Source organism: Rhizobium sp. BK650, from assembly GCF_014195325.1.
In the GTDB taxonomy this organism is placed as follows: Bacteria; Pseudomonadota; Alphaproteobacteria; order Rhizobiales; family Rhizobiaceae; genus Rhizobium.
The window spans coordinates 226,403-239,252 of sequence record NZ_JACIBK010000006.1 but is presented as its reverse complement, the minus strand read 5'-3'; the positions used below and the strand labels follow the sequence as shown (position 1 = coordinate 239,252).

Below are 12,850 nucleotides of genomic sequence, written 5' to 3'. Positions count from 1 at the left end.
TAGATGCTTGGCCCGTGCAGGCAAGCGGCCTGTCACGGCCCAGCTGACCCGGAGGAGGGGGCAGTTGGCCAATATCGTTTTCGTAGCAAAGGAAATCACAGGCGATGAGACGCGCGTCGCCGCGTCTGTCGAAACCGTGAAGAAGATAAAGTTGCTCGGCTTCGATGTCGTCGTCGAAGCGGGCGCTGGGACGCTTTCTCGCATTCCGGACAGTGAGTTCGAGGCAGTAGGGGCTGCAATCGGCAGGTTCGCGGATGCAGCGTCCGCCGATGTCGTCCTCAAGGTTCGCCGGCCGAGCCAAAGCGAAATTGCCGGTTACAAAGCCGGCGCCCTCGTGATCGCTATCATGGACCCCTATGGCAATGACGAAGCGATTGCCGCGATGGCGCGTGCCGGCCTTTCCACTTTTGCTATGGAACTGATGCCGCGCATAACTCGCGCACAGTCGATGGACGTGCAGTCGTCGCAGGCCAATCTCGCCGGTTATCAGGCCGTCATCGAGGCGGCCGTCGTTTACGACCGCGCCATGCCAATGATGATGACGGCGGCAGGCACGGTTCCTGCCGCCAAGGTTTTCGTCATGGGGGCGGGTGTTGCCGGCCTCCAGGCAATTGCGACGGCCCGCCGGCTTGGTGCCGCCGTCTCGGCGACTGATGTCCGCCCCGCGGCCAAGGAACAGGTAGCCTCGCTCGGCGCCAAATTCATCGCTGTTGAGGATGAAGAGTTCAGGGCGGCAGAAACGGCCGGCGGCTATGCCAAGGAAATGTCTGCCGAATATCAGGCTAAGCAGGCGGCACTCGTGGCCGAGCACATCGCCAAGCAGGACATTATCATTACGACCGCACTCATTCCCGGTCGCCCCGCGCCGCGGCTCGTCTCGCGCGCCATGCTGGCTTCGATGAAGCCGGGTGCTGTGGCTGTCGATCTCGCGGTCGAGCGTGGCGGCAATATCGAAGGCGTCGCCGCTGGGCAGGTCGCTGATGTCGAAGGCGTGAAGGTCATCGGATTTGCGAACATGGCGGGCCGCGTGGCCGCCAGTGCCTCGGCGCTCTACGCCAAGAATCTCGTCACCTTCCTTGAGACAATGGTGAACAAGGAAACGAAAACGATCGTGCTCAACCTCGAAGACGAGCTCATCAAGGCGACGATGCTGACCTATGCGAGCGACGTGGTGCATCCGGCATTCGGCGGCGCCAAGAAGGGGGATAATTGATGGCCAGTGAAGCAATGGACAAGGCGCTGGAACAGCTCGATCAGGCTGTCACTGCAGTCGTCACTGCTGCCGCTCAGGCGCCGGAAGCGGCAAGTGCTGCCACCGGCGGGGCAATCGACCCCTTCGTCTTCCAGTTCGCGATCTTCGTTCTGTCGATCTTCGTCGGCTATTATGTCGTCTGGTCGGTGACGCCTGCGCTGCATACGCCACTGATGGCCGTCACCAACGCGATCTCCTCCGTCATCGTCGTCGGTGCGCTGCTTGCGGTCGGCATTTCGACCAGCGGGCTTGCAACCGGTTTCGGTTTCGTCGCTCTCGTCCTCGTCTCGGTCAATATCTTCGGCGGCTTCCTCGTCACACAGCGCATGCTGGCGATGTACCGCAAGAAGGACAAGTGAGGCCGGACAAATGACCAATCTTGCAGCCTTCCTCTATCTCGTCTCGGGTGTGTTGTTCATCCTGGCGTTGCGCGGGCTCTCGCATCCGGCGACAAGCCGCAAGGGCAATCTCTACGGCATGATCGGCATGGGGATTGCGATCCTCACGACGCTGGTGCTGGCTACACCCAATTTCGGCGGCTTCGTGCTCATCATCCTTGGCCTCGCCATCGGCGGCAGTGCCGGCGCCTATATTGCGCGGACAATCGCCATGACGTCGATGCCGCAGCTCGTCGCCGGCTTCCACTCGCTGGTCGGCCTTGCCGCGGTTCTGGTCGCTGCCTCGGCGCTCTATACGCCAGGCTCCTTCGGCATTGGCGGGATCGGGCAGATCCACACCGAAGCGCGCATCGAAATGGCGATCGGTGTGGCGATCGGTGCGCTGACCTTCACCGGCTCGATCATCGCCTTCCTGAAGCTCGATGGGCGCATGTCCGGCAAGCCGATCCTGTTGCCTTTCCGGCACCTGATCAACATTGCCCTGCTTGTGTTGATCGTGCTCTTCGTTATCGGGCTCGCCGCGACCGAAAGCCGTTTTGATTTCTGGGTGATCGTCGCACTCTCGCTGGCACTCGGCGTGCTGCTGATCGTACCGATCGGCGGCGCCGACATGCCCGTCGTCGTGTCGATGCTGAACTCCTATTCGGGGTGGGCAGCGGCCGGCATCGGCTTCACGCTCGGTAATCTGGCGCTCATCGTCACCGGCGCGCTGGTCGGCTCATCGGGTGCGATCCTGTCCTATATCATGTGCAAGGGCATGAACCGCTCCTTCATATCCGTTATTCTTGGCGGTTTCGGCGGCGAGACTGCAGGCGGAGCGGCGGATACTTCCGAGAAGATCGTCAAGCTCGGCTCGGCTGAGGATGCAGCCTATCTGATGGCGAATGGCTCGAAAGTCATCATCGTGCCTGGTTACGGCATGGCAGTGGCGCAGGCGCAGCACGCGCTGCGCGAACTCGCCGATAACCTCAAGAAGAATGGGGTCGAGGTCAAATACGCCATCCATCCGGTTGCTGGCCGTATGCCGGGCCATATGAACGTGCTGCTTGCAGAAGCCAATGTGCCCTATGACGAAGTCTTCGAGCTCGAGGATATAAATTCGGAATTCGCCCAGGCCGACGTCGCCTATGTTATCGGCGCCAACGACGTGACCAATCCGGCGGCGCGCGACGACAAGTCCTCGCCGATCTACGGCATGCCGATCCTTGACGTCGACAAGGCCAAGACCTGCCTCTTCGTCAAGCGCTCGCTCGGCTCAGGCTACGCCGGCATCGACAATACGCTGTTCTACAAGGATGGCACGATGATGCTGCTTGGGGATGCCAAGAAGGTGACCGAAGAGATCAATAAGGCTATCGCCCACTAAGTCATTTCGGTTTTTGCCGGAATGCTCCAATCGAAAGCCCGCTTCGGCGGGCATTCCATTGAAACGACTGTGGTGGCGATCAGATTCCGCTTGAACCGTCTTTTTCTCTTTGAACGACCTGTCCGAAGCTGACCGTTGAAGTGACGCTACCCGCGCTCCATCATCTCGCGCTGGGCGGTGAGAATCCAGATGAGCCCTTCCGGGCGGAAGTCGACATCGACCTTGCCTCGAAAAGCGGCAGCGGCGTGTGCCTTGATGACTGTGGTGCCGAAGCCGGAACGCGCCGGTGGATTGACCACCGGACCGCCGCTTTCAGTCCAAGTGAAACGTAGCTTGTCGTCCTCTGCCGGCTGCCATTCGAAACGCACACGACCTTGAGGTACGGAGAGTGCTCCATATTTTACCGAATTGGTGGCAAGCTCATGCAGTGCCAGGCCCAAATTCTGAACGGCATCGGGCTTGAGAATAAAATCCTTGCCTTCGATTTCCACCTGTTCGCGGGCCTGCGGAAAAGCCTGAAGATGAATGTCGATGACACGTTGCAGCGAGGCGCCCGACCACTGCTCGCCCGTCAGAAGCTCGATCGAGCGTACAAGCCCTTCGAGACGATGGGCGACGGCCACCCGAAATGTCTCGACGCTGTCGGCCTGCTTGGAGAGCTGACGCATCATGGCAAGAACAAGCGTCAGCAGGTTCTTGGTGCGATGGATCAGCTCGTGCATGACGAAGCGTAGCCTGTCCTCGCTCTGGCTGCGGTCGAAAGAGGCGTTGGAGAGCGCAATCGCCACCTGGTTGGCCTCAATAACGCTGGTTTCGACCGGCGAGACGATGTGGCCTTCGCCGAGCCGGTTTGCCATATCGGCAATTTCACGGATCGTAGAGCGGACTTGCCGGGCGACGGCATAGGTGGCAAGTACGGCGACGAGCAGCAGCACGAGGCCGCCGATTAGCAGAAAGCGCCAAGTGCTGAGGATCGGCGCCTGGGCGGTGGCGATCGGTCCCCATACCACCGTCTTCCAGGACCATCCGGGAATTTGCGCATAGCCCAGTAGAGCATGCGGGAGGATATCGCGGTCTTCGAAAACGCCGTTGGAAGCGACGAGCGAGGGCAGAATGCGCGGGTCGAAGGGTTCGCCGGGCTGCAGATTGGCGGGTCCGCGGCTTGCTACGACATGACCGCCTTGATCGATCACTGCTGCCGACCAGCCTGAGGCAAGTCCCTCGCTCGTGACGAGTTTTGCGAGGTCGTTGGCATTCTGGGTAATGATCAATGCGGCAACGGGATCCTCGTCGCGCGGCAGGGTGACGTTATAGACCCACATGCCGCTCGTCGCGCCCACGAAGACGTCCGAGGCTTCGATCCGGCCAGACTTCATGGCAGCTTCGAGAGCTGCCATGTTTGTCGTCTTGCCGAGCGGCGTGCCGAAGGCGCGACGGGTATTCAGAAATTGCTGGCCGGTCCTGTCGACGGCGATCACATAGAGCATATCGCCGCGGAGCGCGGTTTCCGTACGGTTGTAGAAAGACTCAAAGTCGCCGCTCTCCAGCTCGGGAGATGAGGACAGCAGCCGCAACGTTGTCGCCATATCCTGAAGTTGGCGATCGATGGTCCGTGACAGGGCCAGCGCATCCTGTGCGGTTTCGCGCTTGAGCGTGGACCGCTGATTGTCTTCCAGCTGCATGAGAAGAAGGGCGACGAAGGCGAAGATCGGCAGCGCAATCGCCACAGCCATAGCAACGAGATATGTCCCGATCGAAGCTTTCGGGAAAAGACGCGCGGCAAATTTCATCGATGCCGCCTCCGTGTTGTCGGAGTTGGCTGCGGAAGCTGGATTTCGCCTGATGTCACGAAAGCAAGAATCCGCATCGCCCGCAAACGCCCCTCAGATTCGCACGCCTAACAGCCCCCGATCAAAGCAGGGTCATGTTAGGGGCCACGACATTTGGTTGCAACCTACTAAAATAGTCAGGTGTAAATTCGTCGATTTTCCTATCGACTACCTTGCGGCGGTAAAGCGCTGCAATCGAAACGGCGTGAGCCTTTCGTCACTTTCGCCTGACAGAAGCTCGTCGGCAGCGAGCAGGCCCACAAGCGGAGCAAGCGTTACACCGGAGTGCATCACCGCAGCATAGAGGCCAGGCAGGCCGGCATTGCCGATGATGGGAAAACCATCAGCCGGCGTCGGGCGATAGCCGACGGTGAAGAAATCGAGCTTCAGGTCGGCATTGTTTACGATCATCGCTTTTACGCGTGCGAAGAGTTCCGCTGCATTTGCCTGAGGGTGGCCGCCGGGATCGCTACCACCGAAATCCGTTCCGGCAATGATGCGGCCCTCCTCCGTCTGACGCATATGCAGAAGGGGTGCCATGACGAGGCCGTTCAAGCGCTTGGAGACAGGACGTGAATGCACGATCAGGCCGGCCGGCGCGGAGAGCGGCAATGTTATTCCCGCTGAAGCAGCGATTGGGACTGTACCTGTACCTGCCGCCAGCAGGACGTGATCGGCCTCGAAGACGCCTTCCGACGTGACGGCGCCAACGATTTTCCCGCCGCTTTTCAGCAGACCGTTGACCGTTGCGGTAATGAACTTTGCGCCATGTGTTTCAGCATCTGCGAGCAATAGGCGTGCCGCGGCGACAGGTTCTACCGCGCCCTCTTCGGCGACGTGGAGCGCGAAGTCCGGATATTCGGTAAGCCCCGGTTCGATGAGCGCGCTTTCTTCACGGTTCAGCCTGCTAATACCATATCCCCAGCGGCCGTGTTCATCGGCATAGGCTTCGAGGTCGGCCGGCGGCATATCCCAGCAGAGGCCGCCGCACCAGGCGAGCGGCAGGCCGGGCAGTTCGCCCGCCAGCCGCTTCCACTCGGCCATCGCCCGGCGGCGGAAATGGAAGTAGAATTCGGGATTGCCCCAGCTGGCATTGATCCACGCAAAGGAACAGGGCGTTGCCACACCGCCAAGCTTTTCGCCGATGATGGTGACTGCTGCGCCCTTGCATGCCAAATGCCAGGCGATGGAGGCGCCGATAATGCCGGCGCCAACGACGATCACATGCGGCTTTGCTGTCATCGTCGTCGCCTGTTGTTTCTTCCGTTAGCCGGTCGTGCCGCCGACGCGGGCAAGGCCGTCTCTCGCCGGCTGGTATTTCGGATCGAGGCTAACTGCGTGGCGGTAGGAGCGGATCGCTTTGTCCTTTTCGCCGCGGCGCTCATAGACCAGCGCCTGGTTTGCCCAGGATTCGGCGAGGTTGCCGTTCAGCTCGATCGCGTGGTTGAAATCGGCGAAGGCGTTGTCGTTGTCGTTCAGCGCGATATAGGAAATGCCGCGACCGTTATAGGGCTCGGGCGAGTTCGGCGAGAGCGAAATTGCCTTGGAGAAATCGTCGATCGCCTTATCCTGCTGATTGCGCTTCTGATAAATCAGGCCGCGATTGTGATAGGCACGGCCATCGGTCGTGCCAAGCTGGATCGCTTTAGAGAAATCATTGAAGGCCTGATCGTCCTGGCCGGCCATGCGGTAGACATTGCCGCGACCGATATAGGCGACGTCATAACTGGGATTGATCTGCAGCGCGGCATTGTAATCGGCCACCGCCTGCTGTTGCTGGCCCATGTTGCGGTAGACCAGTGCGCGATTGGCATAGGCTTGAAAGAAGCGGGGGTTGATCTGCAGTGCGGTATTGAAATCATCGAGCGCTTTGCGGAACTCGCCGGCGCGGCCATAGGCGGAACCGCGGACATTATAGCCTTCGGGATCGCGCGGATTGGCGTTGATGACAGCCGTCAGCGACGCGATATTTTCCTGCGAGCCCTGCGCCTTGTCGATGCGGATCACGGCGTCAGACGTATTGGTCGTTTCGCAACCGGCGAGACCGAGTGCGGCAACAAGCGCCAACGAGGCAAACACGACGGATTTCGGTGAACGCGACGAGCGGGACGGATTGAACGTTATGACAGCCATTCGGGCTCGCTTCCCCCATGCATCATATCCGATGAGGCGGATATGCAATCTTCAGCAGCAAATTAAAAAGGCGGCGGCGAAACCTATCGCCCCCGCCACACATGCATTTGAAAACGTCGAAAAAACGACGGCACCGCCTTAGCGTGCAACCAGACCTTCGCGCTGAGCGCGCTTGCGGGCCAGCTTGCGAACACGACGAACAGCTTCAGCCTTTTCGCGAGCGCGCTTCTGCGACGGCTTTTCATAGTAGTCGCGCATCTTCATTTCGCGGAAAATGCCTTCGCGCTGCATCTTCTTCTTGAGAGCGCGGAGAGCCTGGTCGACATTGTTATCGCGGACAAGTACCTGCACGAGAATCACGTTCCTTTGGTTTGTTGATGCCAAAAGGCGGCGCAGCGCCTGGGGCAAAAAAATAACGTTCGCGCGGCCGCGGCCTTGCGATTGGTGATGCGAGATAGCAGATCGAAGAAGTGAAGTCCAGACGGGATATGCGAAAGGGCGGAAAATTGCCGCTCGAGATCATGTAGCTTTAGGAACGCGCGGTTTCCGGCTTCATTTCGTCCAATGCGGCGATCGCTTCCTTCAGCGCCGCTAACACGCGGGCACGGTCGGCTGGCTCGAGCCGAGCAATGTCGAGATGCAGGTCCAGGCCGGCCAGGTGTTCGCTCAGAATGCGGTTCTTGTGATCGGCACCGAGCATCAGCCCGTCCACTGCGTAGGGCACGATCTCCCGCTGAATCCCCTTCATGGTGATCGGCGGCAGAGGATGAGCGTCGACGATATCCTTCACCAGCGCATAGGTCTCGTAGCTGATGACGATCTCACCGCCCTGGGCGATCGATTGCAGTCGGGCTGCCAGATTCGCTTCGGCGCCGATGATCGTATAGTCCATGCGGTCGTTGCTGCCGAAATTGCCGACATTGCAATAACCGCTGTTGATCCCCATGCGCACGACAAAGGGCTCTTCAGTGCCATTCCTGCGCCATCTGTCCTTCAGTTCGCCAAGCTTCTGCTGCATGTCCACCGCCATGCGCAGGCAAGCCTTGGCATCCTCCTCAGGCCCCCTTGTCTCGGGATCGCCGAAGAACACAAGCATGGCATCGCCGATGAACTTGTCCACCGTGCCGCCGTGGTTGAGTGCGATAGTGGACATTTCGGTCAGATATTCGTTCAGCATCTCCGTCAGCGCTTCCGGCTGCAGGCGCTCGGTCGTCGCAGTGAAATCCTTAATGTCGGAGAAGAAAATCGTCAGGCGCTTGCGCTCGGTGTGGACGACAACATCCTTCTGGCCGCTGAAGATGCTCTTGTAGATCTGCGGCGACAGGTAGCGCGAAATCTTGAGAGAAACGCTGGCGAGAAATTCGTTTGCGGCTTCAAGGTCACGGTTGGCGGTATGAATGACGCGCGTCTGCTGGCGCTGCAGCACGATAAAGCTGATACCGATGATAGCGACGAAGAGAAAGTAGCAGAGCAGATATTTGAAGGCGAGAATATTGCTCGCATAGGGCTGACGGATGATGACTTCCTGGATACCGCGCACATCACCTACCTTCCAGTCCTTCTTCGGACTTTCGGGGTGGGTATTGTGACAGGCCACGCAGGCTTGGCCCATGATGACAGGTGTGATGAGCCGCAGCGTGTCGGTAAATCCGACGCGGGTGAGATCAGTCAGCGTCTGGCCGGAATTGGCGCGCAGGGATGCAAGTGACGCTTTTTCGAAAGTATCAAGATCGTGGGGTGCACGATTCTTGAAGGGCATATCGGAGAGAAAGCGATAGGTAATATTGGCTTGCTGCTCCTTGATGACGTCGCCGAGTTCCAGCGACAGCGTCGCCGGCAGCGGAATGGCGCCTGGAATATTGGCATAGTTGTGCGAGACGACAGTGCCGCTGACGTCACCTGCCTGGTGGGCGGCCAGGACCCGGCCGACAACATTGGTGGAATAATAGGATCGGATGCTTGTGACGAGCGAGCTCATGTCCCGCGCCTGCCGGCGCAGAGCGCTTTCAGAAAGATCGCTGATATCGAGCCAAACAGCAAGCGGCAGTCCAGCCAGCATCGCCAGTACGACGACCACCAGCCAATAGCCGCTTCTGCGTGCGTTGAAAGCCGGATCTTCCGCAGCTCTTGCCGTGGTCTCTCCTTGCGGATCTGCCATGGCTCGTCCCCTCGACAATAATCGAATTGTTGAATCCCCGAGACACAGAAAACATTTCGTCGCGCGCGCGGCAAGACCAACTCTCAAAGGTTGGGCCAAAAGTGAGGGCCAAATCTGGAAGTAATTCCGGGTTGTGTTGCCGTTACATCTCAATGAAATATTGGCCGATCCGATGGCCGGATTCTACATTGCTCTCCCCTTTGTTTTTCAGCTTGTGAGCACATGCGAATGGTCTTTGGCGTCGAACAGGCGTAGCCTGCCTGCGGTGGGACGGCTCCCGGAGCTGCCTCAGAGGGAGGTCGGGCAAATCATGACGCGCTTGCAGCAGATCGGGGTGCTGATCGGCCTTGCCATCGTGGCCGCGCTTACGGTGTTTCGGGCAAGCGATCCGCCGGTGCTGAGGCAGATCCGCGATGTCACCTTCGATGAGTATCAACGTCTTGTGCCGCGCAGCTTTGAAGCGATGCCCGTCCGGGTGGTCGATATAGACGAAGCTTCCCTGCAGGAGTTCGGTCAATGGCCGTGGCCCCGCAACAGGCTGGCCACGCTGGTTGATCGTCTCTCCGACATGGGGGCGGCAGCCATCGCCTTCGACGTCATCTTCGCCGAACCCGACCGCATGTCGCCGCGCAATGTTGTCCAGGAGGTAGAGGGCGTCGATCCGTCGCTTGCGGCCCGATTGCCTGACAATGACCAGATATTTGCGCAGTCGATTGCGGAAAGGCCCGTCGTTCTCGGCTTCGGGCTTTCCAACGAGGGCAGTTACAAGCCTCCGGTCAAAGCAGGTTTTGCCTTTACCGGTGAAAGCCCACTGGCCGCACCTCCGGCTCTTGCTGCTTCGACGCCGCTCCGGCCAGGCCTGGAAGCCAATGCTGCGGGACTTGGCCATGTCAGTCTCAACCCGGGCAGCCCGACATCTGTCGTGCGCGCGGTGCCGCTGTTCCTCAGCGATGGCGAGCAGTTTTATCCAAATCTTGCGGTTGAAGCGCTGCGGGTCGCGCAGGGCGCCTCGACCTATGTGCTGGCCGGCGCGCCTGATCGGACCGGGATTATCACCTCGGCAAAGATTGGCGATTTCGTCGTGCCGCTGACGGCCGCCGGAGAGATCTGGCTTTATGTGACGCCAAACCGGACAGAGCGGTATATCTCGGCTCGAAAGCTTCTTGCTGCTGACGGAGCGGCTCCCGATATTGCTGCTCAGATTCAGGGTAGCATCGTCTTCGTCGGCACCTCCGCAGTCGGGTTGCAGGATATCCGCGCCACGGCACTCGGAGAAAACGTGCCTGGTGTTTCGCTGCAGGCACAGACCGTGGAGCAAATCCTTTCGGGCCGGTACCTGTCACGGCCCGACTGGGCCGACGGGCTGGAGATCTTCTCCATTGCTGTGCTCGGCTTCCTGCTCGTCATCATAACCACCTTCGTCAGTCCGGCCGTGGCCCTGGTCTGCGGCTTGGCAATCACCGCGATGGCGCTTGCCGCTTCGTGGTTCAGCTTTCTTTACGCCGGTCTGCTCTTCGATCCGCTGGCGCCGATTATCAGCGGCACCATCACGCATTTTGCCGCGACATCTTTCCGCATTCTGGTCATTGACCGAGAGCGGCGGGAGGTGCGGCGCGCCTTCGGTCACTACCTCTCGCCTTCGCTGCTACACCGGATCGAGCATACGCCTGACGCGCTGAAGCTTGGCGGGGACGAGCGCGAGCTCACCATGATGTTCGTCGACGTGCGTAATTTCACTGAGATCAGCGAAAAGCTGACGCCGATCGCCGTCGTCCAGTTTCTGAATACGCTGCTCGATGCGTTGAGCCGCCATGTCGTGGGCAACGAGGGAACGCTCGATAAGTTTATCGGTGACTCTATCATGGCGTTCTGGAATGCACCGGTCGATGTTACGGATCACGCGGCAAAAGCACTGCGGGCAGCGCTCGCCATGCGTGAGACGCTCGCCGAACTCAATGCCCGGGATGCCTTCGGCTTCGGCGGCGACCGCCAGGTGAAGATCGGAATCGGTATCCATACCGGCCTTGCATGTGTCGGCAACATGGGCGCGAAGACACGCTTCAACTATTCTGCAGTCGGTGACGCCGTGAATGTCGCGGCGCGCATCGAATCCTGCTGCAAAGACGTCGGCTTCGATATCCTGATCTCCGACAGCACGGCGCGGGCGCAGAGCGGGGCGGCGCTGCTGGAGGCAGGAGCCGTTCCGCTCAAGGGAAAGAGTATCCGAACGCAGATCTTTGCTGTAATCGGCGACGAGAAGGTCGCCGCCTCGCCGGCATTCGGTGCCCTGCATCTCGTTCATGAGGAGGTGATGAGTGCGTTGCGCCTGCGTTCGAGGAACAGCCGCAAGCTGATTGGTGCGGCAAAACTCGCCGGGGTGCAGGTCTTGCCCGGACTCATCGATTTTTACGAGCTGATATCGGGCAGGAACGACCATTTCCGCGAGGATATCGGCCTGCCGGAAAAGCAGGTTGTTGAATAATCAGTCAGTGATCGTGGTGCCAGCCGCCGCTCCAGTTCCCGCTTCCGTTTCCGCCCCAGCCATGATTTCGGTCATGGTCACCATCCCGGTCTCCACCGTCGCTCTGCTGGTTATTATTGGTCTGGTCTTCACCACTGCCACTTTCCTGCCTGCCTGGCCTATCCCCGTTGCTGTCTGTCCTTTCCGTGCGGCTTGGCCTGTCAGCGTCGTGATGTCTGTCCGCATGATCGAACCCTTCGTGCCGGTCCGGCCTTCCATGATCATCATCGTGGCGGTCCCTGTCCTTCCAGCCATGCCCGTCGTGTTCGTGGTGCCAGTCGTCCCTGTCATAGTGGGGCCTGTCATGGTGGGGCTTGTCGTGATGCGGCTTTTCCGGCGGCTGCTTCTGCTGTTCATCCTGCTTCCGCGGTTGCGGACGAGCCGCGGGATCCGGAGCGCGCGGCCGGAGCTCCTGACGAGGCGGGTCTTTCCGCTCGGGCTGAACCGACGCCATTCGGCAGCCGCCGAGCAGGCCAAGGTCACCCGATAGGCTCTGATTGCCGGAGAGGAAGGGGAGCGCGCGCTGGTTCCCCAGTCTCTGCAGCACGCTGCTGTTGACAGGTTGCGCATCCGTCATATTGCCGTTCGGCCGCGCGATGACACAATCGCAACGCTGCTGCAACTGCCGACAGCCGCCCGGACCGCAGAAGCTGGCCGCGCCATTCAACAGCACAACGGCGGTCGTGCCATCGGGGCCGACATAGAAATCAAAGGCGGTGCCGCGCACGCCGATCGTGCCGGCCGGCGTCTGGATTTGGTAGGCAGAGGATTTGGAATTGCCGCTGACCCAGCGGAACGTGCCTTTCGCCGCCTTGATCGAGAGGCGTTTGACGGAGTCGGTATCATCGAAGACATATTTGTCGATGACAACGGACGATCCCCAGCCGACGGCAAGCTTGGTGCCGTCACGGAATATGAATTGGCCGAGTCCCGATTGGGATGTGCGGATGCGCTCGTCCCGGTGGACCTCGTCATTGACGACGATCGGACCGGTTTGTCCCGTCACTTCGGTTCTGATGAGAGTTGCCTGACCGACAGGCTCAGCCGCGTGTGCAGGCCATACGCCTGAAAGCGCGAAGCAGCAGCCCGCGATCCATATGCTACGCCAACTCGACATCCAACACCCCACATACGGGGAATATTAGCATCTCCTGTAGGGGTATTCTGCCTGCCCTGTTGGGTGAGAAAAGGAT

General features: G+C 59.9%; 10 protein-coding genes. 4 read left to right on the top strand and 6 right to left on the bottom strand.

The features are described from left to right. Positions 1–64 precede the first annotated feature (64 nt). From FHX15_RS16835 to FHX15_RS16825, 3 genes are read left to right on the top strand one after another with little or no spacing between them, the layout of a single operon-like run. Entirely contained in the window at positions 65–1,213 is a 1,149-nt protein-coding gene (locus tag FHX15_RS16835) for a Re/Si-specific NAD(P)(+) transhydrogenase subunit alpha (protein ID WP_184398998.1), read from the top strand. Beyond that, positions 1,213–1,611: a proton-translocating transhydrogenase family protein gene (locus FHX15_RS16830; RefSeq protein ID WP_132657068.1), complete on the top strand. Its 399-nt coding sequence runs from the start codon at positions 1,213–1,215 to the stop codon at positions 1,609–1,611. Before FHX15_RS16835 ends, FHX15_RS16830 begins: the two co-directional genes overlap by 1 nt. A 10-nt stretch (positions 1,612–1,621) precedes the next feature. Further along, positions 1,622–3,016, top strand: coding sequence for an NAD(P)(+) transhydrogenase (Re/Si-specific) subunit beta (locus FHX15_RS16825; protein ID WP_184398996.1), 1,395 nt, complete (start codon positions 1,622–1,624; stop codon positions 3,014–3,016). 146 nt (positions 3,017–3,162) lie between these two features. On the opposite strand, the gene FHX15_RS16820 is transcribed toward FHX15_RS16825, so the two are convergent. The 5 genes from FHX15_RS16820 to FHX15_RS16800 all read right to left on the bottom strand — a co-directional run bounded on the left by FHX15_RS16820 (position 3,163) and on the right by FHX15_RS16800 (position 9,136). Continuing rightward, positions 3,163–4,806: a sensor histidine kinase gene (locus FHX15_RS16820; RefSeq protein WP_184398994.1), complete on the bottom strand. Its 1,644-nt coding sequence runs from the start codon at positions 4,804–4,806 to the stop codon at positions 3,163–3,165. A gap of 207 nt (positions 4,807–5,013) precedes the next feature. Beyond that, positions 5,014–6,087, bottom strand: coding sequence for an FAD-binding oxidoreductase (locus FHX15_RS16815; protein WP_184398992.1), 1,074 nt, complete (start codon positions 6,085–6,087; stop codon positions 5,014–5,016). Positions 6,088–6,111: 24 nt separating this feature from the next. Beyond that, on the bottom strand, positions 6,112–6,978 hold the full coding sequence (locus tag FHX15_RS16810; RefSeq protein ID WP_184398990.1) for a tetratricopeptide repeat protein: 867 nt from the start codon (positions 6,976–6,978) through the stop codon (positions 6,112–6,114). A gap of 138 nt (positions 6,979–7,116) precedes the next feature. Then, complete coding sequence (gene rpsU, locus FHX15_RS16805; RefSeq protein WP_003585885.1) at positions 7,117–7,329, bottom strand: 30S ribosomal protein S21; 213 nt, start codon at positions 7,327–7,329, stop codon at positions 7,117–7,119. A 178-nt stretch (positions 7,330–7,507) separates the two neighbouring features. Beyond that, positions 7,508–9,136 (bottom strand): adenylate/guanylate cyclase domain-containing protein, encoded by a 1,629-nt coding sequence (locus FHX15_RS16800; RefSeq protein WP_184398989.1) that lies wholly within the window; start codon positions 9,134–9,136, stop codon positions 7,508–7,510. A 310-nt stretch (positions 9,137–9,446) separates the two neighbouring features. Between FHX15_RS16800 and FHX15_RS16795 the strand changes: the two genes are divergently transcribed. Continuing rightward, on the top strand, positions 9,447–11,618 hold the full coding sequence (locus FHX15_RS16795; RefSeq protein WP_184398987.1) for a CHASE2 domain-containing protein: 2,172 nt from the start codon (positions 9,447–9,449) through the stop codon (positions 11,616–11,618). A gap of 4 nt (positions 11,619–11,622) precedes the next feature. Here the strand turns inward: FHX15_RS16795 and FHX15_RS16790 are convergent, their stop codons facing one another. Beyond that, on the bottom strand, positions 11,623–12,774 hold the full coding sequence (locus FHX15_RS16790) for a FecR domain-containing protein (protein ID WP_184398985.1): 1,152 nt from the start codon (positions 12,772–12,774) through the stop codon (positions 11,623–11,625). Positions 12,775–12,850 lie beyond the last annotated feature (76 nt).